Source organism: Carboxydocella sp. JDF658, from assembly GCF_002049395.1.
Lineage (GTDB): Bacteria > Bacillota.
In genome coordinates, this window is sequence record NZ_BDLR01000025.1 from 53,923 (window position 1) to 77,694 (window position 23,772).

At 54.0% G+C, this 23,772-nt stretch carries 21 protein-coding genes; 17 read left to right on the top strand and 4 right to left on the bottom strand.

Features of this window, described 5'->3' with window-relative positions; all coding sequences use genetic code 11:
- Positions 1-5: 5 nt before the first annotated feature.
- Positions 6-3,143 (top strand): S8 family serine peptidase, encoded by a 3,138-nt coding sequence (locus JDF658_RS05205; protein ID WP_143311952.1) that lies wholly within the window; start codon positions 6-8, stop codon positions 3,141-3,143.
- On the opposite strand, the gene JDF658_RS05210 is transcribed toward JDF658_RS05205, so the two are convergent.
- Positions 3,137-4,564, bottom strand: a complete 1,428-nt coding sequence (locus JDF658_RS05210; protein WP_079906711.1) for an O-antigen ligase — start codon at positions 4,562-4,564, stop codon at positions 3,137-3,139. The two genes, JDF658_RS05205 and JDF658_RS05210, sit on opposite strands and share 7 nt — an antisense overlap.
- A 116-nt stretch (positions 4,565-4,680) precedes the next feature.
- Here JDF658_RS05210 and JDF658_RS05215 point away from each other — a divergent pair, with 116 nt between their 5' ends.
- Genes JDF658_RS05215 through JDF658_RS05225 form a run of 3 tightly spaced genes read left to right on the top strand, consistent with a single transcriptional unit; the run spans position 4,681 to position 8,293 of the window.
- A complete protein-coding gene (locus JDF658_RS05215; protein ID WP_143311953.1) occupies positions 4,681-5,835 on the top strand; it encodes a glycosyltransferase family 4 protein in 1,155 nt (384 codons plus the stop codon).
- The gene (locus tag JDF658_RS05220) at positions 5,832-6,992 is read left to right on the top strand and encodes a glycosyltransferase (protein ID WP_078665183.1); all 1,161 of its coding nucleotides are present in this window, start codon (positions 5,832-5,834) and stop codon (positions 6,990-6,992) included. The genes JDF658_RS05215 and JDF658_RS05220 overlap by 4 nt, the downstream gene beginning before the upstream one ends.
- A 2-nt stretch (positions 6,993-6,994) precedes the next feature.
- Complete coding sequence (locus JDF658_RS05225) at positions 6,995-8,293, top strand: nucleotide sugar dehydrogenase (protein ID WP_079906713.1); 1,299 nt, start codon at positions 6,995-6,997, stop codon at positions 8,291-8,293.
- 51 nt (positions 8,294-8,344) lie between these two features.
- On the opposite strand, the gene JDF658_RS05230 is transcribed toward JDF658_RS05225, so the two are convergent.
- The gene (locus JDF658_RS05230; protein ID WP_078665181.1) at positions 8,345-8,824 is read right to left on the bottom strand and encodes a DUF4330 domain-containing protein; all 480 of its coding nucleotides are present in this window, start codon (positions 8,822-8,824) and stop codon (positions 8,345-8,347) included.
- A 90-nt stretch (positions 8,825-8,914) separates the two neighbouring features.
- Here JDF658_RS05230 and csaB point away from each other — a divergent pair, with 90 nt between their 5' ends.
- The 7 genes from csaB (at position 8,915) to JDF658_RS05265 (ending at position 15,730) form a co-directional block, all read left to right on the top strand.
- On the top strand, positions 8,915-10,030 hold the full coding sequence (gene csaB, locus JDF658_RS05235; protein WP_079906714.1) for a polysaccharide pyruvyl transferase CsaB: 1,116 nt from the start codon (positions 8,915-8,917) through the stop codon (positions 10,028-10,030).
- 56 nt (positions 10,031-10,086) lie between these two features.
- A complete protein-coding gene (locus JDF658_RS05240; RefSeq protein ID WP_078665179.1) occupies positions 10,087-10,353 on the top strand; it encodes a hypothetical protein in 267 nt (88 codons plus the stop codon).
- A gap of 51 nt (positions 10,354-10,404) precedes the next feature.
- Positions 10,405-11,751, top strand: coding sequence for an LCP family protein (locus JDF658_RS05245; RefSeq protein WP_079906716.1), 1,347 nt, complete (start codon positions 10,405-10,407; stop codon positions 11,749-11,751).
- 21 nt (positions 11,752-11,772) lie between these two features.
- Positions 11,773-12,501, top strand: a complete 729-nt coding sequence (locus JDF658_RS05250; protein WP_079906717.1) for a WecB/TagA/CpsF family glycosyltransferase — start codon at positions 11,773-11,775, stop codon at positions 12,499-12,501.
- Positions 12,502-12,532: 31 nt separating this feature from the next.
- A complete protein-coding gene (gene fabZ, locus JDF658_RS05255; RefSeq protein WP_079906729.1) occupies positions 12,533-12,952 on the top strand; it encodes a 3-hydroxyacyl-ACP dehydratase FabZ in 420 nt (139 codons plus the stop codon).
- A 25-nt stretch (positions 12,953-12,977) separates the two neighbouring features.
- Entirely contained in the window at positions 12,978-14,015 is a 1,038-nt protein-coding gene (locus JDF658_RS05260) for a glycosyltransferase family 4 protein (RefSeq protein ID WP_078665176.1), read from the top strand.
- Between the two features lie 71 nt (positions 14,016-14,086).
- The gene (locus JDF658_RS05265; protein ID WP_079906719.1) at positions 14,087-15,730 is read left to right on the top strand and encodes an S-layer homology domain-containing protein; all 1,644 of its coding nucleotides are present in this window, start codon (positions 14,087-14,089) and stop codon (positions 15,728-15,730) included.
- Positions 15,731-15,811: 81 nt separating this feature from the next.
- Here JDF658_RS05265 and JDF658_RS05270 read toward each other — a convergent pair whose 3' ends face one another.
- Together JDF658_RS05270 and JDF658_RS05275 are read right to left on the bottom strand one after the other, a co-directional pair.
- Positions 15,812-16,495, bottom strand: coding sequence for a DUF881 domain-containing protein (locus JDF658_RS05270; RefSeq protein WP_078665174.1), 684 nt, complete (start codon positions 16,493-16,495; stop codon positions 15,812-15,814).
- 2 nt (positions 16,496-16,497) lie between these two features.
- Positions 16,498-17,271 (bottom strand): DUF881 domain-containing protein, encoded by a 774-nt coding sequence (locus JDF658_RS05275; protein WP_078665173.1) that lies wholly within the window; start codon positions 17,269-17,271, stop codon positions 16,498-16,500.
- Between the two features lie 109 nt (positions 17,272-17,380).
- On the opposite strand from JDF658_RS05275, the gene cdaA reads away from it, so the two are divergent.
- The 6 genes from cdaA (at position 17,381) to glmS (ending at position 23,648) form a co-directional block, all read left to right on the top strand.
- Positions 17,381-18,184 carry a diadenylate cyclase CdaA gene (gene cdaA, locus JDF658_RS05280; RefSeq protein ID WP_078665172.1) on the top strand — a complete coding sequence of 268 codons (804 nt, stop codon included), beginning with the start codon at positions 17,381-17,383 and terminating at the stop codon, positions 18,182-18,184.
- Positions 18,181-18,576, top strand: a complete 396-nt coding sequence (locus JDF658_RS05285) for a YbbR-like domain-containing protein (RefSeq protein WP_078665171.1) — start codon at positions 18,181-18,183, stop codon at positions 18,574-18,576. The genes cdaA and JDF658_RS05285 overlap by 4 nt, the downstream gene beginning before the upstream one ends.
- Before the next feature lie 11 nt (positions 18,577-18,587).
- A complete protein-coding gene (locus JDF658_RS05290) occupies positions 18,588-20,195 on the top strand; it encodes an NAD(P)/FAD-dependent oxidoreductase (protein WP_079906721.1) in 1,608 nt (535 codons plus the stop codon).
- A 1-nt stretch (position 20,196) separates the two neighbouring features.
- Positions 20,197-21,552, top strand: a complete 1,356-nt coding sequence (glmM, locus tag JDF658_RS05295) for a phosphoglucosamine mutase (RefSeq protein WP_079906723.1) — start codon at positions 20,197-20,199, stop codon at positions 21,550-21,552.
- A 129-nt stretch (positions 21,553-21,681) separates the two neighbouring features.
- On the top strand, positions 21,682-21,804 hold the full coding sequence (locus JDF658_RS14945) for a hypothetical protein (RefSeq protein WP_278307787.1): 123 nt from the start codon (positions 21,682-21,684) through the stop codon (positions 21,802-21,804).
- 14 nt (positions 21,805-21,818) lie between these two features.
- Positions 21,819-23,648, top strand: a complete 1,830-nt coding sequence (gene glmS, locus JDF658_RS05300) for a glutamine--fructose-6-phosphate transaminase (isomerizing) (protein WP_079906724.1) — start codon at positions 21,819-21,821, stop codon at positions 23,646-23,648.
- Positions 23,649-23,772: the final 124 nt, after the last annotated feature.

Below are 23,772 nucleotides of genomic sequence, written 5' to 3' on the forward strand. Positions count from 1 at the left end.
AAAGGTTGAAAAGGATAGAGAAAAAAGTCAGGGGCCGGGCATATCTTTGCCTGGCAGTCTGGCTATTAGGGCTTTTTTTGCCTGTTTCTGCTCAGGCTGCGGTTTTTCGGGATATTAGTTATAGCTGGGCGAAAGGGCAAATTCAGCATCTGGCAGCCCTCAATCTGGTCGAAGGTTACCGCGGTTATTTTGAACCAGACAGATTTTTGACCAGAGCAGAGCTAGCCAAAATTCTGATTGAAATAAATGGTCGTGGGAAGGAAGTTCAGAGCCTGCAGAACGTCTGGGGAGTATTTCGTGATCTGAGTCCGAAACACTGGGCCAATGGCTATATTCTCCTGGCCCAGGAACAGGGCTGGGTCAAGGGTTATCCTGATGGTACCTTTCGCCCTGACCAGCCTGTCACTCGACTGGAGCTGGCCTATATCCTCTCCCGTTTGCAGCCTTCTGACCAGGACGTGCCCTGGTGGAATCTTAGTTTCCGTGACCTGGGGAAAATACCGGAGGAGGCCCTGGGGGTTGTAGCTAACGGAGTGAGCAAGGGATGGCTCCAGGGTTATCCTGATGGCACATTTCGCCCCCACAACAAGTTAACGAGAGCTGAAGCTGCGTCGGTTGTCTACCGTTTTCTGGCTGACACAGGCGGACTTTATGACCTGGTAGGCACTGTAACAGCTTATTACCCAGGGGAAAGTGTTACCTTGAAAGCGGGTAATAAAGAAGTAACTTTGCGCTTGGCGCCTGAAGCATTACTGCCCGGTGGTGCCCTGTATAGCGGCTGGTATGGGGGACTAGTGCTAGACCAGCAAGGGCGGGTTCTGCTGGCTGGCCCGTTGCAGGGGGTAAGCGCTGAAGTAGCAGTTCAGAGGAATAATAGTTCCAGTAGCGCCTTAACCCGTGACAATGACCAGTATCGCCTCTTCAATGGACAGCAGGAACCCAGCCAGGCAGCGCCGGACCCGGCGGTCAGCCTCAATATTACCAGGCGGGAAATGGGTGTAGATGAGCTGCTCAACCTGACAGGCGGGGCGACTGGATTGGGCGAAACCATTGCCATTATCGATACCGGTGTGGATGCGGCCCATCCTGATTTGCAGGCTAATATCCAGGGCTGGCCCAAAATAGTGGATTGGCGGGATGTAACTGAGGATGGGCTGGTTAATTTAAAAGAATTGCCTGCTGATCAAGGCAATTTAATCCTGGATGGACAGACACTGGGTGTAAATTCCGCCTGGAGCAAAAGCGGGCTCTGGCGGGGAGGCTGGTGGCAGGAAAACGGAATTGACCTGGATTTTAACGGTACCGGTGATGACCGCTGGCCGGTACTGGTTGCAGATAGCAATAAAAAGGGAATTTATGATACTGTCTGGATTGATACCAATCATAATGGGGATTTTCGGGATGAAACTCCTTTAAAGGTTTTTGCCTCTAACCGCTCAGTACTTAAACTGGGCCAGGGGGAAAAGAAACGGGGGGTTGTCCTGGCTGAGCTGGCCAGTGATGGCTCCAGTTTGCGGCTGGGTTTTGACGGCTCCGGCCATGGGACCCATGTCGCCGGGATTGCTGCAGCCAGTGGTCAGGTTAACGGTGTGGCTCCGGGAGCTCGCTTGCTGGTGATTAAAGCCGTGGATTCCCGCGGTCGTTCTGATACCAGTAAGCTGGCTCAGGCCATTAATCTGGCTGCTCGGCTGGGTGCCAAGATTGTAAACCTGTCTATCGGAATCCAGAGTGAAAATGGCCGGAGTTTCATTAACCGCCTTTTGAAAAACCTGTCCGATCAGTATGGTATTATTTTTGTAGTAGCTGCCGGCAATAATGGGCCGGGTTTATCCACTATCACCATGCCGGCAGACACAGCCGGAGTGATCAGCGTAGGGGCCTATATTTCCCCGGCTATGTGGTTACAGGATTACGGTTACAAGGTTAATAGCGATACCCTCTGGTTTTTCAGTTCCCGCGGACCCCGCAAGGATGGCCTGGCTTTGCCGACAGTAGTGGCTCCTGGCAGTGCGGTTTCTACTATACCGGGTGGTGGTTATGAACTATCTGAAGGAACCAGCATGGCTGCTCCCCATGTAGCAGGAGCTATTGCAGTTTTACGTCAGGGAGCCAAAGCTAAAGGATTGCCCGCCACACCTGACCTGATACGACGGGCACTGATCAGGGGGGCTGTGCCCATCAATGGTTATTCGGAAGTAGAGCAGGGAGCGGGCAAGGTTAATCTGGTCAAATCCTGGCTGGTCTTGAAACAGCTGCAGACACCGCCGCCAATGCTGGTGAGCATTAATGGTTATGATTTTGAATCACTAGCAGGACTTTATGGCAGGGAGTTTCGGCCTCTTGTGCTTGACTTGAAAATAACCAATATAGACAGTCAAAACTGGCAAATGCGCTTTGAATCAAATATTTCCGGAACCATCATGAGCCAGAACTACCTTTTGCTACCGTCGCTGACAAGCCGAACACTACCCTTGCACTTTAACCTGCCAGCTGAACCAGGGCTATATACCTATCATTTGCAGGGTTATGCCGGGCCTAACCCTGAACCGGCGGTGGATTTGCTAACCACATATATTTCTCCGGAAAAATGGCAGACAGATGGCACGATCAAACGATGGCAAAAAGAGGATAATGCTCAGGCTGGGCAGAGTAAAAGATATTTTCTGAGGGTAGAGGAAGGCAGCAGCAAACTGCGGATCAGACTGCAAGTAGAAGGTGGACAGGGAAGAACCAGGCTGCACCTGTTTGACCCCCAGGGACGGGAAGTGGATCCTGACCTGACGGCTTTTGCCGGAGTTAATCCCGATGGCCAGAACCGCCTGGAAGTCGGCAAAGAGGTGCAGAATCCCCAGGCTGGCACCTGGGAGGTAGTAGCCTATACTTCTGCTACGCTGGCCAACTACCAGTTGACCGAATCCCGGTATAGCCTGCAGGCTGAACTGGAGAGCGGAACCGCTACATCAAAACCAGAAGGGGAATTGCTGGTTACTGTTTTCCGGGCCGAACAGGGGACGATGGTGGCGGTGCGCTGGCCTGACGGGAGACCCTATAATGGCATGATCTTGATTGACAGTGACCTTTTACAGGTAACCAGTGGCCGCGTCTATCTCTGGCCCAGACAAACATTAAACCCCGGCTATTGAGAGCCGGGGTTTTCCCTTAACTGCCATAACATCCCTAACAGGAACCAGAAATAAGTATTCATCATTGGCACTTCAAAAATATTCTCCACCCCATTGTGGGCCAGTACTCCCGTCAATCCTGCTACCAGGCCAGCAGCCAGCAGGCGATCACCGGGGGCGCGGATGCGCCGGTAGGAACCGATGGCATACCGCCAGGCATTGAAGTAAACAAACAGCAATAGTGCCAAACCGATCAGGCCTGTTTCCGCCAGAGTCTTGATATAGTAGTTATCGACATAAAAAGTACCCGGGATATCATTTTGAGCCGCCACGGCACCGCCAAACCGGCCCAGACCCAGGCCGATAGCTGGCCGTTTCTCCACCTTTTCCAGGGCTGTGGTCCAGCGGATCAGGCGCCCGCCTTTCTGGCTGCTTTCGATATACTGGGGGCTGAGCATATAACTAATGCGGGCACCAACCGATGGGGCCAGGACTGGTACCAGCAGAGACAGGGCCAGAATGGCCACCAGCAGCCGGCGATTGTAGCAGAAGCCGAAGACCAGCATGGCCAGCAGGAAAGCCAGCCAGGCGCCGCGGGAATAGGTATAGACCAGACATAAGAGCTGGGCAGCCAGGATGCCCCAGTACAGTATGTACTCCGACCAGCGCCGGGCGGAAAGGGCAAAGGCCAGGTTAATGGGAATAAACAGCATCAGATAAGAACCAAGTACGTTGGGACTGCCGATAATGGAAAAAGCCCGAAATGATATAGAGCGTTCTGCCTGGTCTACCCACTTGGCCGGGATGGAAACCCCGGCGGCCTTTTGATAGAGACCATAAGCTGCCACCAGGAATGCCCCCAGCAGGGCCACAAACAGCCAGGTCCGGATTTGGACCCTGTCCCGCAGGAAATTGACGGCCACAAAAAACCAGAGGGAATATTCCACTACAGCCCTGAGACCATCCAGGCCGATTCTGGTATCGGGGGAGCGCAGGAAAAAGAGGAGTAACATGCCCCACCAGAACAGAATAATATATTTGGCAACTGGTGTGGCCTTAAGCTGCCGCCAGCCCTGGGTGGCTAACAGATAGACAAAGCCCAGACCTACAATAAGGACAAACAGCAATTCATCCCAGAGACCGGCCAGAAGGCCGATGGTTCGCAGGATATAATCGATGATAGGATAGAGGGCTACTAAAAGCAAAAGCAGGCCAGTAAGATTCAGCCGCACCAGGTACTGATAGGCACCAGAAGATTGCAGGAAGTTTTGCAGCTTTTGGGCCAGTACTTCAAGTAAAGTCAGGAGCTGACGGTAAACCAGGTACAGACGGCTTTGCGGCCAGGCTGGCCAGGAATCCACCGGTTCAGTTACCCAGCGATAAAAGCGGCTATTGATGAAGATGCGATAGAACCAGCTGTTGGCGAGCATTTGTTGCCACATACCTTCTTCCTCACTTCCATATTTCTGTTCTCCATTATACTGATGTTGTAAAAGGCAGTCAAATCAGCTACAATAGACAGAGGTGAGACTGACAGATTTTGCGGGAGTTGGTCAAATTGACGAAAATTCGCGTCCTGCACATTATCGGGGGCGGGGAAATCGGGGGAGCGGAAAATCACGTTCTTTCCCTTCTGGCCGCTCTGGATCAAGAAAAATTTGCTCCTACCCTTTGCTGTTTGGCTCCCCGCCCCCTGTACCAGCGGGCCCGGGAGCTGGGAATAGAGGCCTATGCCCTGGATATGCGCCATAAACTGGATATTCATGTGATAAAAAGTATTTATCAGCTGATTAAGGAAAAGGATATCCAGATATTACATACCCATGGGGTACGGGCTAACCTGGTAGGGAGGCTGGCTGGACTCCGGGCAGGGGTGCCGGTGTCTGTAACCACTGTTCACAGTGTGCTGGAATATGATTATCCTGGTTTGCTGGATCGTCTGGTCAACAGCTGGACCGAAAAATCCACCTGGCGCCTGGTAGACAGGTTTATTGCCGTTTCCCAGCTGCTGGCCAGGGATTTGCAGCGCAAAGGCGTGAACGCTGAAAAGATTAGCCTGATTTATAATGGTATCCCGATACCTGCGGAGCCGACTTCCCCGCTGGACAAAGGGCTGCTACGGCAAGAACTGGGGTTGGAGCCACAGCGGCCGTTATTAGGGGTGATCGGAAGATTACATCCCGTCAAGGGCCAGGCGGTGATGTTACAGGCAGCGGCTCGCCTGGTTGCTCAGGGACGGGAATTTACCCTGCTGCTGGTGGGAGAAGGGCAACAGCGTCAGGAATTGCAAAATCTGACATCAGAACTGGGCCTGACGGGATGCGTGCATTTTCTTGGCTTCCGGTCCGATGCAGCGGAAAAAATTATGCCGGCACTGGACATGCTAATCATACCTAGTTTATCAGAAGGATGTCCGCTGGTCGCTCTGGAAGCGATGATCCGTAAGGTGCCGGTAATTGCTTCCCAGGTGGGCGGTTTGCCGGAACTGGTAGAACATGGTATCAGTGGACTGCTGGTTCCCCCCGGTGATCCGGTGGAGCTGGCGGAAAGAATTGTCTGGCTCTGGGAGCGGCCTCAGCTGGGACGGGAATTGACGGAGGCGGCCTATCTGCGGGCCAGGGAGAAGTTCAGTTTAGACAGAATGGTAGCAGATACGCAAAAAGTATATTTTGAGCTGCTGGCTCGTTTCAGGAAAGGGGAAAAAGACCGATGAACAAGGAAACGGCCCGGGCAGTGGTTTGCCTCTCTTCCATTGACTGGGACCCGATTTGGACCCGTAAACAACAGGTGATGTCCCGGTTGCCCCAGAACTACCGGGTACTTTATGTAGAACCTCCCATTACCCTGTTGTCAGCCTTTAAGGATAAAACCCTCTGGTTCAAATGGACGTTGTGGCTGAAAGGCAATCGTCCCTGGCGGGAGAATATCTGGCTTTATTCTCCGCCACCGGTATTGCCTTTTGGTAATAAATATCGCTGGATCAATAAAATTAACCAGTGGTGGCAGAGCCTCTTTATCCGGCGGCAGATCAGGAAACTGGGCCTCAAGCAGCCCTGGTTATGGATGTACCTGCCAGGCAGTGTGGATATAGTTGACCGCCTGGAACACAGCAAACTGATTTACGATTGTGTGGATGAACATTCCGAATATACCGGGCTGATTGATAAACAGGTGGTACGATCCATGGAAGCCGAACTCTGCCGCCGCTGTGATGTGGTATTTGTTACTGCCCTTGGCCTGTATGAAGATAAAAAAGGCTGGAATCCGCGTACATATTTCATTCCCAATGCAGCCAATCTGGAGCTGTTTGGCAAGGCCCAGGACCAGGCTACCCGGGTGCCGCCGGACCTGGAGCAAATTCCGCCTCCCCGGCTGGGATTTGTAGGGGTAATTCAGGACTGGGTGGACCTGGATTTGCTGGCGGAAGTAGCCCGTCTGCGTCCGAATTGGTCTGTGGTGCTGGTGGGACCGGTAGGGGCTGGGATTGATGTCAGTGCCCTGCAAGCTCTACCCAATGTTTACTTGCTGGGGCGGCGGGAGCAAAAGGAGTTACCTGCTTATCTGAAGGGGTTTGATGTTTGTCTCAATACCTTCAAAATCAATGACTTGACCCGCAACGTCAGTCCCCTCAAGTTTTATGAGTACCTGGCTTCAGGCAAGCCTATTGTTTCAGTGGATATGCCCCAGGTACGAAATTTTGCCGATGTTGTCAAAATCGCTTCAACCCCGGCAGAGACGGTAGCCGCAGTAGAGGAGATTTTAGGCAGCGACAATGAGGAGCAGAAGGCCAGGCGGCTGGCCAGGGCCCGGGAAAACTCCTGGGAGAGCCGGGTTAAACAAATGCTGGAGATTATTTTAAGGAGGCAGTAAACATGACAGAACCGGTAAAAGTAACAGTCTTAGGTCTGGGCTTTGTAGGGCTGCCCCTGGCCCTCAGTTTTGCCATGCGGGGCTGCAAAGTCTATGGTGTGGATGTCAATGAGGAGCTGGTAGCTGAGCTAAAAGCAGGCATAACCCATCACCTGGAGGCTTATCATAGCACTCCTATTCAGAAAATCCTCAAGGATCAGCTGGCAGCTGGTCGCTTCATTCCCACAACTGATGCCAGTGAGGCCCTGACTAACAGTGACAATTTCATTGTTACTGTAGGCATTCCCGTTAAAGATGGGCGGGCGGATTACAGTCATATAGAAGCAGTAAGCAAAACCATCGCCCGAGGCCTGAAACCCAATGATCTGGTCTTGATTCGCAGTACTGTGGTACCTGGAACTACCCGCAATGTCATCAAGCCCATTCTGGAAGAGCTTTCCGGCCTGAAAGCCGATGAGGATTTCTATCTGGCCTATTCCTCGGAACGGATTGCTGAAGGCAGAGCCTTTGAAGAGTTTGAAAACATGCCGACCCTGGTTTCCGGGGTGGACAGAGCCAGCCGCGACCGGGCCGCCAAGTTGCTCTCCATTGTAACCAAAGCTGATCTTATCCCCTGTTCCAGCATGGAAGTGGTGGAAACTGCCAAGGTAATGGAGAATGTTTCCCGGGATGTTAATATCGCGATGGTCAATGAGTTCGCCCAGTTCACCAAAGCCCTGGGAATCGATATCTTTGAGGTAATCAAAGCAGCCAACACCCATACCCGGGTCAATCTGCTTCTGCCAGGTCCGGGCGTAGGGGGGTACTGTATCCCCAATGCCTTCCACTATCTGGCGCCCAAGGCAGAGGAACTGGGGGTAAACCTGAGTCTGACCCGCATTGCCCGGGAAATCAATGAGCAGGTACCGGAACGGGTGGTAACCATGATTAAACGCAATATGACTCCGGAGTTGCCACCGGTAGTGGCGGTGTTCGGTCTGGCCATGAAGGATTATTCCAATGATGACCGCATCAGTCCGGCCATCCGCATTGTGGAACTGCTACAAAGGGAAGGAATTACTGTACAAGCCTTCGATCCTGCAGTACCAACCCGCTATGAATTTAAGAAAGAAAGTATGGCGGAAGCGCTGGAAGGAGCTCAGGGCATTGTGGTTCTGGCCAGGCAGGAAGGCATTGATTTCCACAACTATGACCTTTTCCGCAGCAAGTTGATCGGGGAACGACCCTTTATCGTGGATACCCGCAATGTTTACCGCCGGGAAATGGTGGAAGCAGCTGGACTGGTTCTGGAAACCATCTAAACCCATAAATAACGCCCGGGAGCATTTGCTCCCGGGCCTTGAAACTGAGACCTAACGGGTATTGATGGTGAGGACGGAACCTTTCAGCTCATAGCGCAGACTCTTGAGCCAGAAATCCTTGCCTACCCGGATTTCCTGTCCGGCAAATTTCATGGCCGTCGGCCCGATGGATACTTTCCCTTCCAGGGTAACATAGGCATCCTTGCGGTAGGGATTGGTAGTCAGCAAGGTTGAACCATCAGCCCTGGTGGTAACGGTGAGCGCCGGTTTGATTTCCACTTTTTTTACCACCGCATCGGTCACAGCTGTATCAGTAACCAGCTGATCCCCGGTTTTAATGGATTGGGCTTCTTCCGGGCGCACAGCCGGTACGATCACGGTGACTTCGGCATTCTGAGCCTTCAAAGCCTTTGGGGCCAGGAAAAATTTATAGCCGGCACCGGCGATGACCGTTACCAGTCCAATGATCACCAGCAAGTCAATGATATTGATTTTGCCGAATAACCGGCCCTTTTCATCGATGATAGACATGGGTTCACTCCTTTCTTAAATAAGTATGCAAGCAACAAATATTTTTTATTCTCCATTCCTTTACATTTTCCTGCTTGGGAGAAGAGATAAATGAGGAGTTACAAAATTGTCCTATCCGGGTATTATGGTTTTAATAATTTAGGGGACGAAGCTTTATTGGGTGCCATAAGCCAGGGATTAAATGACCGCTGGCCACAACTGGAACTGGTAGTACTGTCTCACCGACCGGAAACGACAGCGGGCCAGCATCAGGTGCGGGCTGTTAATCGCTGGTCTTTGCCTGCGGTTATAAAGGAGCTAAAAAACGCAGACCTGCTGATCAGCGGTGGTGGCAGTCTCTTTCAGGATGTCACTGGCAACAAAAGCCTCTATTATTACCTGGCTATTGTTGAGCTGGCCCACTGGCTCGGGGTGCCGACTTTGATTTATGGCCAGGGGTTCGGTCCCGTTTTGCGTCCCTACAATCGACGATTGGTGGCAGCTGTTCTCAACCGGGTCGACTATATTACCGTGCGGGATAGCGAGTCAGCCCAGGATTTGCGCCAGCTCGGTATAAAGCGGCCTCCTCTGGAAGTGGTGGTGGATCCGGTTCTTGGCCATCAACCCACTGAGACAGAGCGGGCCGCCGGATTACAGCTGTTGACCAGCCTGGGCTGGCAGTCAGGGCAGCCCACCCTGGGTCTGAGCTTACGTCCCTGGCTGGGACTGGAGCACGACTGGCCGGCTCTGGTCACTCTGACCCGCTACTGGCTGGGCCAGGGAGGGCAGATAGTGCTATTGCCCATGCAATATCCGGGGGACTGGCAGGTTCTGGAGCGGTTGCGTCAGGAACTGGCGGGGTCAGGGCCTGTCTGGCTGCCACCATCCTACAGTCTTGACCAGGCAATTGGAATCTATGCCTGGCTGGACCTGGTCTGCGGGATGCGCTTGCATGCCCTGATTTTTGGTGCCCTCTGGCATAAGCCTCTGCTGGGAATCAGTTATGATCCCAAAGTGGAACGGTTTATCGCTGATGTAGGACAGGTGATGCTGGGAAGCAGCGGACATTTGCAGGCAGAGCCCCTGATAGAAAATCTGCAGATGGTCTGGCAGAAACGAGACACTTTTGGTACCGCCTTAAAGGAGAGACTTCCCTTACTCAGTAACCTGGCTCGACGTCCGGCGCAGCTGGCTTTTCAGATTTTGTCGAATGGTGAATTTAGCTAATTGACGGTGTTGAACCGGTTAGTCTATAATAAATATGATAGAGGGGAGGAGAAAAGATGAACTGGAAACGTTACATCGGGATTGGAGCATTGATGTTGCTCTGTACGGGTGCTGGTTTTTTGCTGGGACAAAAAGTCCAGGCGGATACCGGTACACCAGGTTCGTTAGCTGATCCTCTGGCCTCCCAAAGTTATGTCAATCAGGCGGTAAATCCGAAAGTACAGGAATTGCAGGCCAAAATCCAGCAGCTGACTACAAAAGCTACAGCATTAGAACAACAGGTGAAATTGCTGGAACAACAACTGGCCCAGGTAAAGAAATAACCTCAACCCCACCGGCCCAGGTGGGGTCATGGTTTGAGAGGAGGAATATCCATGGAGAGGAGACACAGGGAAAGGGGCTTTGCTGCCCTGGTGGTGCTGCTGCTGGTACTTGTCATAACAGCGGCAATTGGTTACGGAGCTGCTGGCCTCTGGCTGGGGGAAGATTCCCGGAAAGGTCCTGGCCTGCTACCAGGAAATTTGCGCAAATTTTTTGCCGGTGGACCTACCACTTTTCTCTTGTTAGGGGTTGATGCCCGACCAGGAGAAAAGGACGCCCGGACAGATACTATTATAGTGGCCCAGCTGGACCCTGAAAAGAAAAAACTGGTAATGGTTTCGGTTCCCCGGGATACCCTGGTGGAATTACCAGGCCATGGCCGGGAAAAAATAAACAGTGCCAATGTATATGGCGGTGTGGATCTGGTTAAGCAAGTAGTCTCCGAGATGCTGAATGTGGAAATCGACTACTATATCAAGACCAATTTTGAGGGCTTCAAACAAGTGGTAGATACCCTGGGTGGGGTCGATATTGAGGTGGAAAAGCGCATGGTCTATCGGGACCCCACTGATGGGACGTATATCAACCTCAAGCCCGGTTTGCAGCATTTAAATGGCAAAGAAGCCCTGGACTATGTACGTTTTCGTCATGATGCCCTGGGGGATGTGGGGAGAACCCAGCGACAGCAACATTTTCTGAAAGCAGTAGCTGAAGCAGCCCTCAAGCCTTCGGTGGTTACCAAACTGCCCCAGCTGATGAAGGATATTAACCAGGCAGTCCAGACGGATATGTCAGTGGGCGAAATGGTCAAGTATGCCACTTTGGCCCGGGATTTTGGCCAGCTGGAGATTGTTTCCCAGACTTTGCCCGGTCAATTCTATAACAATCACGGCAGTTACTGGAAACATGATGCCACTATCGCCAGGACCTTAATTGCCGACTTGATGAACGGCAAGACCTATCCGATGATTGTAGGGGCAGATATCAATGAGGATGAGCGGCCGAAGAAGAAGGTAAGCCGTAAGACCCAGGTTGCTAAAGCCAGAGATAGCAAATCAACAACTGGCAGTGAGAAAAAAACTTCTACCCAGCCGGTTAATAATAATCCAACCCAGACGCCAGATTCTAATCAGAACGGCTCAGCTACCGGCAACGGAGGGAATGAGAACTCAGCTCCAACCCCTGCTGACAGCATTAATGGCAGCGGATCCGCCAGTACGAATAACGGTAGTGGTACGAGCTCTACCTCAGGTGGTGATACGACCGGTGGAACTACCCCGGGAGGAACTACTCCTGTTGGGACGGAACCAGGAGGGAGTGGGAGCGGTGGTACTCCCGTTACTTCCACCCCTGCTCCGGAGAGTGGCTCCCAGACCACGCCGCCATCTCCGCAGGGGTAACAGAGCAAAGGAGGATGGAATTTGCGGCAGCAGATACTGGGGGTTGCCTTTGATCGGTTGACACTAGCCACAGCGGTTGAACGGATAGAAGAGCTGGTAGTATGTGATAGACAAGCCCCTGCCCTGGTGATTACTGCCAATCCGGAAATGGTGATGCTGGCCCGCCGGGATGAGGAAATGGCCCGGATCCTGGCGGCTGGAGATCTGGTAACAGCTGACGGCATCGGGATTGTGCTGGCAGCAAAAATCCTGGGTTGCCCGTTACCCCAGCGGGTAACGGGCATTGATTTAGCCCAGAGCCTTTTTGACCTGGGGAAGTATAGTTTCTTCTTTCTGGGGGCACGGCCGGGAGTAGCAGAAGAAGCAGCGGCCCGGCTTCAGTCTATCTATCCTGGCCTCAAGATCGCAGGCTGGCATGATGGCTATTTTCATGACGATGAAGGGGTAATAGCGGCAATCAACCGGGTAAGGCCGGATATATTGCTGATAGCCATGGGCATGGGGCGTCAGGAAAAATGGTTCTGGAAAAACCGGCACCGTTTGCAGGTGAAAGTAGGCATCGGCGTCGGTGGCTGTTTTGATGTCTGGGCCGGACGGGTGAGGCGGGCTCCTATATGGTTACAGAAACTGGGGTTGGAGTGGTTTTACCGTCTGATCAAGGAGCCCTGGCGCTACAAGCGGATGCTGGTATTACCAGAATTTTTATTATTAGCCTTAAAAGAACGACTTGTCAGGGGAAAAGCCCGGTAGTACAATGATATAGGAGGGATTGGGAGTGGTCATGGAAGCCAGGGAAATTATGGAGATTATACCCCATCGCTATCCCTTTTTGCTGGTAGACCGCATTCTGGAACTGGAAGCGGGCAAACGAGCGGTGGGTATCAAAAATGTCACTATCAATGAGCCTTTTTTTTCCGGGCATTTCCCCGGTTATCCAGTAATGCCGGGGGTGCTGATCGTGGAAGCGCTGGCCCAGGTAGGGGCAGTAGCCATCCTGTCCCAGGAGCAGTTTAAAGGCCGTTTGGCCTTCTTTGCTGGCATTGATGGCGTGCGTTTTCGCCGCCAGGTCTTGCCGGGTGACCAGCTGCGCCTGGAGACGGAATTGCTGAAACTGAAAGGTACTGTCGGCAAGGCCCGTGGGGTGGCTACTGTGGATGGGCAAATAGTCTGTGAAGGGGAATTGATGTTTGCCTTAAGCTAAAGACAGAGGACTGGAGAGGAGAAAGATGGAGACAATGGCTTTATCCCTGGCAGCGGCCTGGGGCATGGCCCTGTTGACTACCCCGCTGGTCAGGAAGCTGGCTTTTAAGGTGGGGGCGGTAGACCAGCCCAACCACCGTAAAGTCCATGCCCGGGTGATGCCCCGCATGGGTGGTGTGGCGATTTATCTGGCTTTTGCAGCGCTGGCCCTGTTGACTCAGGGATATCGTCCGGAAGTCTGGGGGCTGATCCTGTCGGGAGGTATTATTGTAGCAACTGGGTGTCTGGACGATATTATGGAAATATCACCGAAAGTTAAATTGATGGGCCAGGTAATAGCTGCGATCGTATTGATGGCCTTTGGCGTGAAAGTCAGTGTGATCACCAATCCCCTGGATGGGGGTGTGATCTTCCTGGACTGGTGGGCCTATCCGGTTACCCTTTTCTGGCTGGTCGGGATCAGCAATGCTGTTAACCTGATTGACGGCCTGGATGGCCTGGCGGCAGGTACCAGTGTAATCGGGGCCGTCACCATGGGGATTGTGGCCTGGCAACAGGATCCGGCGGTAGCTATCCTGGCCTGGTTGCTGGCTGCGGCTACCCTGGGCTTTATGAAATATAACTTTCATCCGGCCTCCATTTTCATGGGAGATGCGGGCAGCCTCTTTCTGGGCTTTGCCCTGGCGGCCCTTTCCATCATGGGGGTAGCCAAAGGGGCTTTTGTCATGTCGGTGTTCGTTCCCATCCTGCTGGTGGGGGTACCGGTGCTGGATACTACCTTTGCCATCGTCAGGAGAATGGCGAATGGCAAACCCATCTTTCAGGCAGATAAGGCCCATTTACATCACCGCCTGATGGCTTTGGGTTTATCCCACAAACAGGCGGTACTGGCTATTTACCTGATCCACGCTATTTTTTCCCTGGCAGGGATTCTGGTCAGCTTCCTGCCTGCCCGTTTGGGCTGGCTGGTACTGGGGGCGTTGACCTTGCTCGCCTTTATGGGGGGGCGCTGGCTGGGTGTGATTGGGCGGAGAGGCTATGAGGTCCATCACCATAGACACTAAAGTTGGGTAGAGGGTTTCTATCTTCCGGATAGAACCCTTTTATTTTCCAGGAGCGGTAGGGAGGGAAATTGATGAAAAACAGCGCAAAATTCTGGCTTGGGGCAGTAATGCTGCTAGTCCTGCTTCTGGGGGGCGCAAACGGGGCTGGAGCCGCAGAACCCTGGTGGTATTATGAGCAACTGCCTTTGGAGCCGGTAGTGGCAATTTATACAGCACCAGACGGTAAAGAAATCGTAAGTTTGTCCTCTGCCTGGTCTGACCCTGGCAAATTACAGGCCTTATATTATGAGTTAAAAAACAATGTTCACGGTAAGGAATGGGATTACCTGGGTGGAGTGGTTATTTACCCTGATTATCCCCTGGGCCGGGGCGTAGGGGGACTTTATGTCCCGGAACTGGGCTGGGACAGCAGAGGACAGAGATATGTCACACCTAAACGGCCGATTTTTTTATTTGGCGGTGACGAGCAGACAGAGCTGGCTGATGTCGCCAAAACTATGGCCCATGAATATGGTCACCATTTTACGGTCTACTATTTCTGGACTAAATATGGTGTAACCTTTGACAACTACTGGCGCACTCCCTGGTATGATATCCGGCAGGGGATTCGGGACCCGAGGGTAAATAACGGCAGCCATGCCTGGGACCCGGCAGAGATTGCGGCTGATGATTATGCCCAGCTCTTTGGTTCTCCCCAGGCCCGCCAGTTTACTAAATTCACCAGCCAGTTTGGCTATTTCAGCAGCAGCAGCTATAATCTTTCTCCCCAGGAAAACCTGGCCCTGCCTCTGGCAGCTCAGGTGCCGGGGCTGGAAGCCTACTGGCGGCAGCTGGCCGGTCTGCCTGCAGCTACCAATCAGCCGCCTAAGCCACCCCAGCTGGCATTAACCGGCAGCGGCCAGGATGAAAGGGGCCATTACCTTACTTTCTCCTGGAGTCAGGCGGTAGATGACCGCTATCCTGCCAGCCTGGAATACACTCTGGTCTATCACGGGCCCAATGATACTCTGGCTGCTCCGGTTGCCTATACCTTTGGAGATAACCGGGAGGCCAGGTTTTACCTGGGGCGGGAAACGGGTTCTTATTATTTTCGGGTCTTTGCCAGAGATGCCAGCGGGTATGTGGTTTCCTCGCCAATATTAGCGATAAATCTGTCTAACCTCCCGGCACCGACTGCTGTCCCCAGGGGCTGGTTGTTCTGGGATATTGGGCCCGATTACTGGGGTTATCTTCAGGTAGAGAAAGTAACTGCAAGAAAGATTCTTGTACCCAATGCTTATAACAACTTTGTTCCCTGGGGCAATATCACCCGGGCCCAGCTGGCAGTTTTTCTGCAGCGGGCCTTCCCACAGGCTCCAGCGACCCAAACACCACCGGTCTTCAAGGATACAAGCAACCATAGTTATGCCTGGTATATCAACTGGGCAGCCAGCCGGGGCTGGCTGAAAGGGACGCCCCAGGGCTATTTCTATCCTGACAGGCTGGTGACTAGAGCGGAGCTGGCGGCGGTACTGGCCCGTTTGCCGGGTGTGGAACAATTGCCCGTAGCGCAAAGTGGTGGCCTTTTTCCTGATACCACCAACCACTGGGCCAGGGACATTATCCGGGATGATGTTCGCCGTGGGCTGATGTATGGCAATCAACACGGATATTTTAATCCGGATCGGGCGACGACCAGAATTGAATTTTCCGTAGCTTTGAGTAAATTGCTTTGAGTTCAGGACAAAAAATAAATTCCCCCTATGGTAGTTATAAAAGCTAACATAGGGGGATTGTTTTTGGGTGCCGGGTATTTTTTAGTCCGGTACTCTGGCATATTTAAAAGCTGTGGGGGCCTGGCCGGCCGGTAGGAGCAAATCCTGGCTGGTTTTTACTTCGATCTTGACTCCATTGACATTGATTAGCTGATCCAGGGTTCCGCCCAGAATATTGATACCAGCGGTAAGCGAGGCACTGTCACCGATGGCCTGGATTACATAGGGGTAGGTTATGGCATGACTGCCCACAATGGTATTGCCACTGGCACTCTGGGTGATGGCAGTATACTGGGTCAGGCGGATGCCATTTATGGCTATACCTTCAGCCCCCACATTCCAGAGCTCATTGATAATGCGGATCAGGTCATCATAACCGATGGGCGTCTGACTGGAAACGGTGATGGTAATGCCAGGCCCCCGCAGGGGTGCCAGGGCACCGGCAGCTCGCAGGCGGCTGTTTTCTTCCCTCAGGGCGGAAAGGAGACGCTGGCCCTGGCTGGGGTCGGACTTGATCAGGCGCAGGCGGTTCTCCAGCTCCCACTTTTCCTGTAACAGAGCTTCCCGCTTTTCATTCAGGGTCTTGATTACTGAAGCCAGGTTTTCCTGGCTTTGGGCCGTATAGTCTCTGAGGGCTGCTTCCTGGGTGTTGAGCTGGACTGATACCAGCAGCCCCAGGCTGAAAGTGGTAAAAGCCAGAGGTAGCTTTAATTTCTGCCAGTGCATGCTTAACTTCCTTTCTCAGCCGGTGGAGTCAGCGGCTGGCCGTAGCGCAGGGCCAGGGCACCACTGTAGGCCGGCACGAGGATTTTCTGGTGTTGTTCGATTCGGATGGGATAATCCAGAGATTTGAGCACACTATAAGTAAAGCCCCTTTCCACAGCCCGTTTCAAGGCGACGGGGTCCCCGATGGCCTTGATCTGATAGGGGGCGGTCAAACGGTTGGAATTGGTGAAAACGATAAAGCCGCCGCACTTGATATCACTGGAACTGATTATCCGCTCACCATTGACAGCGATGGCTTCGGCACCCCCTGCCCTGAGGTCATTGACCAGGTAGACCAGGTCGCTGTCATGGACCAGATAATCCCAGTAATCCACTTGCTGGTTTTCCTTGCGGGCCAGTTCCAGGGCCTCCGTGCGGTCATTGACCACTATTACTACTCCCGGTCCTTCCACTGGTGTCAGACCGACGAGGGCGCGGGTCAAATCCATTTGGGCCCTGATTGCTTGCAGTGTCAGGCTGCCTTCTGCCTTCTGGCTGGCTTCCCATTCTGCCAGCTGCTGGCGTAGACTGCTGACTTCTTTTTCTATAGCCTTGTTTTCCTTTTCCAGGCGGGAGGCCATGGCGGCCAGGGTCTCTGCCCGCTTGGTATTGGGACCGTTGGTTAACTGGTCATGGATGCGCAAATCGATGGCAATGAGTAAACCGGTCAAAACCGCAATTAAGGCGATAGGGGCTTGCCAGGGTGATAGTTCCCGGCGCTTGAGGGAGAGTTTCATTTTCCTGTGCCTCCTGCAAAATTTCTGGGAATTTATGCGGAAAAGAAAGGGATTTATCAATTTAAAGCGAATTTCTTTATAGTCTTTGGAAGGATAGGGAGGTCAGGGTATGCCCGGCTCTAACACCTATTATAGCATTATCGCTTTGTTAGACATAGCCCTTGTTACTTTTGTTTTATATAAAATCTTTTTGTTAATTAAGGGAACCCGTGCCATCCAGCTCTTGAAAGGGCTGGGTATATTGCTGGCGGTCACCATTATCAGCCAGTGGGCTGGACTCTATACTATTAACTGGTTATTGCAAAAAACGATTGGGATGGTGTTTGTGGCCCTGCCGGTAGTGTTTCAGCCGGAATTGCGCCGCGCCCTGGAACAACTGGGACGAGGCAAAATCTTTGCCAGCTCTTCCCGACAGCTGGGGCCAGAGGCCAGAAAACGGTTGCTGGAGGAGCTGGTTCGGGCCATCAGCCAGGCCAGTCAGCAGAAAATAGGGATGTTAATCGTACTGGTGGGGGAAAGCAAATTGCATGAATTTACGGAAACGGGTACATATATCGATGGAGTGGTTTCCCGCGAATTGCTGGCTAATATCTTTAGTCCCAATACCCCCCTCCATGACGGAGCGGTAATCATCGATGGGGAGCGAGTGGTAGCAGCGGGCTGTCTGTTACCTCTGTCGGAAAACCGGGAGGTAGGGCGGGAGCTGGGTACCCGCCACCGGGCCGCCCTGGGTATCAGTGAAGTTTCCGATGCGGTAGCTATTGTAGTTTCGGAAGAAACAGGTACCATTTCCGTTGCTCAGGAAGGCAACCTGACTCGCTATTTAAGTGAAAAATCCCTTAAAGAAATGCTGGAGGTTCTATACAGTGCGCCGGAAAACCAGAACCGGCCCTGGTGGAGGAAAGTAAGATGAAAAGATTCTGGGAACGCAATACCGGACTGAAATTGCTGGCTCTCCTGACTGCTATTGTCCTCTGGTTTTACGTCAATCAGCTGGAAACCGGGGGCCAGCAGGAGATTCAGGCGACAGTACCAGTAGTGGTCAAAAACCAGCCAGCACAGCTGGTCATCGTAGAAATGCAGCCCACGGTGAATGTCCGTTACCTGAGAGGAAACAAGACTACCCTGCCGCTCTGGGGCAACCGGACCGGTGCTGAAGTCAAGGCGGAAGTGGATTTGAGCCAGGCCAAAGCCGGCCTGAACTGGGCCAAAGTCAAAGTGCAGGTACCCGAAGATGCCCGCCTGCTGGAAGTGAGTCCGGCCCAGATTGCTATTCGTTTGGAACCCTGGAACAAAACCCGCTAAGGAGGCTGCCTATGGCTATTCGCATCAATAATCTCAGGTTACCGCTGGAACACAGTGAACGGGAACTTACCCGCCAGGCGGCCCGGGAGCTGGGCCTGAAGGAAAAGGATATCCTTAGTCTGCAAATCGTGCGGCGCTCGGTAGATGCCCGGCGCAAGGACAGGATCTGGTTCGTCTATGCCGTTGATGTGGAGGTAACTCAGGAAGAACGGGTGCTGGCCCGCTGCCGGGGCAAAGGGCAAATTGCAGCCGTCTCTACACCGGCTGCGGAACCGGAACTGAACAAAGGCAGTCTGCCTTTGAACCAGCGACCCATTGTGATAGGAGCAGGGCCTGCGGGGCTGTTTGCCGCCTTGCTGCTGGCCCGCTATGGTTATCGGCCGCTGGTGCTGGAACGGGGAGCCGATGTCCACAGCCGGGCAGCAGCGGTGGAGGAATTCTGGAGCACCGGCAACCTGGATCCCCGCAGCAATGTCCAGTTCGGGGAAGGGGGTGCTGGGACCTTTTCCGATGGCAAACTCACTACCCGCATCGATGACCCCCGCCGCTTTCTGGTGCTGAAGGAGCTGGTTAAGGCCGGGGCACCGGAGGATATTCTCTATGTACATAAGCCGCATATCGGTACGGATATATTGCGCCGGGTGGTGGTCAATCTGCGCCGTCAGATCGAGGCACTGGGCGGGGAGGTGCGCTTCCTGGCCCGGGTTACCGACTTGATTCTGGAAGGAGACCGGATACAGGGAGTCATTGTTAACCATACGCAGGAAATTCCGGCTGAAGTAGTGATCCTGGCAGTAGGTCACAGTGCCCGCGATACCTATCGCATGTTACACCGGCATCAGGTCAGCCTTACGCCTAAAGCCTTTGCCATCGGTGCCCGCATTGAACATCCCCAGGCCCTGATCGACCGGGCCCAGTATGGCGCCTTTGCCGGGCATCCTCGCCTGGGAGCGGCGGATTATCACCTGACCTATCAGGATGAGGAGAGCGGGCGGGGAGCCTACACTTTCTGTATGTGCCCCGGCGGTCAGGTAGTGGCCGCTGCTTCAGAACCAGGCCAGGTGGTGACCAATGGCATGAGCAACCGGGACCGGGCCAGCGGCACCGCCAATGCTGCCCTGGTAGTGCAGGTATTCCCTCCTGATTTTCCCGAGGAGGGACCGCTGGGTGGGATCGCTTTTCAGGAAAAATGGGAACAGGCCGCTTTTCGCCTGGGGGGAGAAAGCTATCAGGCTCCAGCCCAGCGGGTAGAGGACTTTCTGGCCGGTCGTCCCAGTTCAGAAGTAAAAGGGGCCAGTTACCGACCGGGTATTACTCCTGCCGACTTGCATCGAACTCTGCCGCATTATGTTGCCAAAGCCATGGAAAAAGCTATAATAAATATGGATAAAAAACTGAAAGGATTTGCCCACCCCGACGCGGTTTTAACCGGGGTGGAAACCCGCACTTCAGCTCCGGTCCGTATCAACCGGGGAGAAGACCGGCAGGCCCTGGAGATTGCCGGTCTCTATCCGGCCGGAGAAGGAGCCGGCTATGCCGGAGGTATAATGAGTGCAGCGGTAGATGGCTTGAAAGTAGCGGAAGCCATTATCCAGCGCTATCGGGAAGGAGATTACTGAGATGGGAAAATTGTTTGGTACTGATGGGGTACGCGGTATTGCCAATCAGGAATTGACCCCTGAGCTGGCTTTTCGCCTGGGCCGGGCCGGGGGTGCAGTGCTGGCCCGGGCAGCCCGGGAACAGGGGATAGAGCGGCCAGCACTGGTGATCGGCCGGGATACCCGCATTTCCGGCCAGATGCTGGAGAGCGCTCTGGTAGCCGGTCTTAATTCAGCAGGAGTGGATGCCTGGCTGGCCGGGGTGATTCCCACGCCGGCGGTAGCCTATCTGATCCGGGCCTACGGAGCCCAGGGCGGGGTAGTGATTTCCGCTTCCCACAATCCAGCTCCGGATAATGGGATCAAGTTTTTTGGCCCCAGTGGCTATAAGCTTACTGATGAACAGGAGGAAACTATCGAAGCCCTGCTGGGCGAAACGGCAGAGGAGGACCACCTGCCCCGGCCCATCGGGGCCCAGGTGGGCCGGGTGCGTCAGCTGGAGGATGCGGAAGATCGCTATCTGGCCTTCCTCAAATCCACCATCCCGGGCGACCTGCGCGGCCTGAAAGTGGTGGTGGATTGCGCCAATGGGGCCGCCTGCCGGGTTTCCCCCCGCCTGCTGCGGGAACTGGGGGCGGAGGTTTTGGTCATCAATGACCAGCCTGATGGGCTCAATATCAATGCCGGCTGCGGTTCGACCCATCTGGACGCTCTCAAGGCAGCGGTGGTGGAACACGGGGCTCAGGTGGGGATCGCCCATGATGGTGATGCTGACCGGGTGCTGGCTGTGGATGAAAAAGGCCAGGTTATCGACGGGGATGTAATCATGGCCCTCTGCGCGCTGGCATGGCAAAAACAGGGCCGACTCAAACAGAATACCCTGGTGGTAACGGTGATGACCAACCTGGGCTTACATCTAGCTTTAAAGCCCAGGGGCATCAACATCCTGGAAACCAGGGTAGGGGATCGCTATGTCCTGGAAAAAATGCTGGAAAGCGGCGCCGTCCTCGGGGGCGAGCAATCAGGGCATATCATTTTTCTGGACTACAACACTACCGGTGACGGGGTGTTGACGGGATTGCAGTTACTGCATATTATTAAAGAGGCGGGTAAACCCGCTTCCGCAACAGCTGCGGTGATGGAACGCCTGCCCCAGTTCCTGGTGAATGTGCGGGTGAAGGATAAGGAGGCGGCCATGGCCAGCCTCAAGGCCCAGGAAGCTATCCGCCAGGCGGAAGCTCAGCTGGCCGGCCAGGGCCGGATTCTGGTGCGGCCTTCCGGCACTGAACCCCTGATCCGTGTGATGGGCGAAGGCCGGGACGGAGCCTTAGTGGAAAAACTGGTACGGGAAATTGCCGCCATTTTTGAACAGATGTAGGCTAAAAGCAGCGGGCCGCCTGCTGCGGGCGGCCCCCTGGCCTTAATTTTTTAAGGGGGTGAGACATGAAGAAAAAGAGCAACGGGCATACTGAAAAAAAGCGCCGGGACTCCTGCGGGAGTTGACGAGGTGAGGGAGCATCGAGGTTTCGGCGGATGCCCTCCGGTGAGGGGCCCAGGCCGTAAGGACGGGACAAAACCTGGCAGTGATGCCAGGGCCAAAACCCGTACCGGGGCCCGGATTTTGGCTTGAGGAGGATAACTTGCATGTGTGGAATCGTCGGCTATATCGGTAGTAAACCGGTTGTACCTATATTGCTGGATGGACTGGCTAAACTGGAGTACCGGGGTTATGACTCCGCCGGTATCGCTGTTTTGACGGAAACGGGCATTGAAGTGGAAAAAAGCGTGGGCAAACTGGCCGTACTGGCGGAAAAACTGGCCCACCATGCTCCCCAGGGTACTCTGGGCATCGGCCATACCCGCTGGGCCACTCATGGCCGCCCCAGCGATATCAACAGTCATCCCCATACTGACTGTGCGGAAAAATTTGCGGTTGTCCATAACGGGATTATTGAAAACTTCCAGAAGCTGAAGGAATGGCTGGCCGCCAATGGCCATACCTTCCGTTCGGAAACGGATACTGAGGTACTGCCCCACCTGGTGGAACATTTCTACCAGGGCGATTTGCTGGCCGCCGTTCGGGAAGTGGTGAAACACATTGAGGGCTCCTATGCCCTGGGCATCATCTGCCAGGATGAGCCCGACAAAATCGTGGCCGTGCGCAAGGACAGCCCGCTGGTGGTTGGCCTGGGTCAGGGGGAGAATTTCATTGCCTCTGACATCCCCGCCATTCTCAGCCACACCCGCGATACCTATATTCTCAATGACGGGGAAATGGTTCTGCTGACTGCCAATGAGGTCAAGGTCTTTGACCAGCAGGGGCAGGAAATCAACAAGGAAGTCTTCCGGGTCCACTGGGATGTGGAAGCAGCGGAAAAAGGCGGCTATCCCCATTTCATGCTGAAGGAAATCCACGAACAACCCAAGGCCCTGCGGGACACCCTCTCCGGCCGTCTGGCCACCGATAACTCCCGGGTCCTGCTGGAAGAACTGCAAATGACACCGGCGGAAGTAAAGCAGATCAAGAAGATATTCATCACCGCCTGTGGTACCGCCTATCACGCCGGAATTGTGGGTAAATATGTCATCGAAGACCTGGCCCGCATTCCGGTGGAAGTGGATATCGCTTCCGAATTCCGCTACCGCAATCCCATCATCGACCAGGATACCCTGGTAGTGGTGATCAGTCAGTCCGGCGAAACCGCCGATACCCTGGCTGCCCTGCGGGAGGCCAAAAACCGCGGCGCCAGAGTGCTGGCCGTTACCAATGTGGTGGGCTCCTCGGTGGCCCGTGAAGCCAACTGGGTGATTTACACCTGGGCCGGTCCTGAAATTGCCGTGGCCTCCACCAAGGCCTACACCACCCAGCTGGTGGTGATGTATCTGCTCGGCCTCTACCTGGCCCAGCAGCGGGGTACCCTTACCCAGGAGCAAATCAGGGAAGTGGTCACCGCCCTGCGGGAACTGCCCGCTCAGGTGGAAGCCATCCTGGGCCGGGAAGAGGAAATCAAGGGTTTTGTGCAGAAATACGCCCACTGTGAGGATGTGTTCTTCCTGGGCCGCAGCATCGACTATGCAGTGGCTATGGAAGGCTCCCTCAAGCTGAAGGAGATTTCCTACATCCACGCCGAGGCCTATGCCGCCGGGGAGCTGAAGCACGGTACCCTGGCCCTCATCGTCGAGGGGATTCTGGTGCTGGCCCTGGCTACCCAGATGGATGTCTTCGATAAGATGGTGAGCAATATCAAGGAGGTCAAGGCCCGCGATGCCTCGGTGGTGGGCATCACCTTCGAAGGGGAAGAGGAGCTGGCCAAGAGTGTGGATGAGGTGATCTATATTCCCCGCACCCATAAGCTGACCAGTGCGGTGCTGACGGTGGTACCGTTGCAGTTGATCGCCTACTATGTGGCGGTGGCCCGCGGCTGTGATGTGGATAAACCGCGGAATCTGGCCAAGAGTGTGACTGTGGAGTAAAATGAAAAGGAAAAGGGTTGAGCGACGAGCTCAGCCCTTTTTGTTGTATCTAACGAGTGATATTCTCGAGCTGGGGTTGGTGAGTACCTACCGTTAGCTGAACGTACGGACTGAGGTGCACGAA

Excerpts from the sequence above, each read along its gene's own strand:
- csaB (WP_079906714.1), top strand. The coding sequence starts at position 8,915 with ATGAGGAGTTACAAAATTGTCCTATCCGGGTATTATGGTTTTAATAAT.
- glmS (WP_079906724.1), top strand. The coding sequence starts at position 21,819 with ATGTGTGGAATCGTCGGCTATATCGGTAGTAAACCGGTTGTACCTATA.
- JDF658_RS05275 (WP_078665173.1), bottom strand. The coding sequence starts at position 17,271 with ATGAAACTCTCCCTCAAGCGCCGGGAACTATCACCCTGGCAAGCCCCT.
- cdaA (WP_078665172.1), top strand. The coding sequence starts at position 17,381 with ATGCCCGGCTCTAACACCTATTATAGCATTATCGCTTTGTTAGACATA.
- glmM (WP_079906723.1), top strand. The coding sequence starts at position 20,197 with ATGGGAAAATTGTTTGGTACTGATGGGGTACGCGGTATTGCCAATCAG.
- JDF658_RS05285 (WP_078665171.1), top strand. The coding sequence starts at position 18,181 with ATGAAAAGATTCTGGGAACGCAATACCGGACTGAAATTGCTGGCTCTC.
- JDF658_RS05270 (WP_078665174.1), bottom strand. The coding sequence starts at position 16,495 with ATGCACTGGCAGAAATTAAAGCTACCTCTGGCTTTTACCACTTTCAGC.
- JDF658_RS05245 (WP_079906716.1), top strand. The coding sequence starts at position 10,405 with ATGGAGAGGAGACACAGGGAAAGGGGCTTTGCTGCCCTGGTGGTGCTG.
- JDF658_RS05240 (WP_078665179.1), top strand. The coding sequence starts at position 10,087 with ATGAACTGGAAACGTTACATCGGGATTGGAGCATTGATGTTGCTCTGT.
- JDF658_RS05220 (WP_078665183.1), top strand. The coding sequence starts at position 5,832 with ATGAACAAGGAAACGGCCCGGGCAGTGGTTTGCCTCTCTTCCATTGAC.
- JDF658_RS05225 (WP_079906713.1), top strand. The coding sequence starts at position 6,995 with ATGACAGAACCGGTAAAAGTAACAGTCTTAGGTCTGGGCTTTGTAGGG.
- JDF658_RS05260 (WP_078665176.1), top strand. The coding sequence starts at position 12,978 with ATGGAGACAATGGCTTTATCCCTGGCAGCGGCCTGGGGCATGGCCCTG.
- JDF658_RS05290 (WP_079906721.1), top strand. The coding sequence starts at position 18,588 with ATGGCTATTCGCATCAATAATCTCAGGTTACCGCTGGAACACAGTGAA.
- fabZ (WP_079906729.1), top strand. The coding sequence starts at position 12,533 with ATGGAAGCCAGGGAAATTATGGAGATTATACCCCATCGCTATCCCTTT.
- JDF658_RS05265 (WP_079906719.1), top strand. The coding sequence starts at position 14,087 with ATGAAAAACAGCGCAAAATTCTGGCTTGGGGCAGTAATGCTGCTAGTC.
- JDF658_RS05210 (WP_079906711.1), bottom strand. The coding sequence starts at position 4,564 with ATGTGGCAACAAATGCTCGCCAACAGCTGGTTCTATCGCATCTTCATC.
- JDF658_RS05230 (WP_078665181.1), bottom strand. The coding sequence starts at position 8,824 with ATGTCTATCATCGATGAAAAGGGCCGGTTATTCGGCAAAATCAATATC.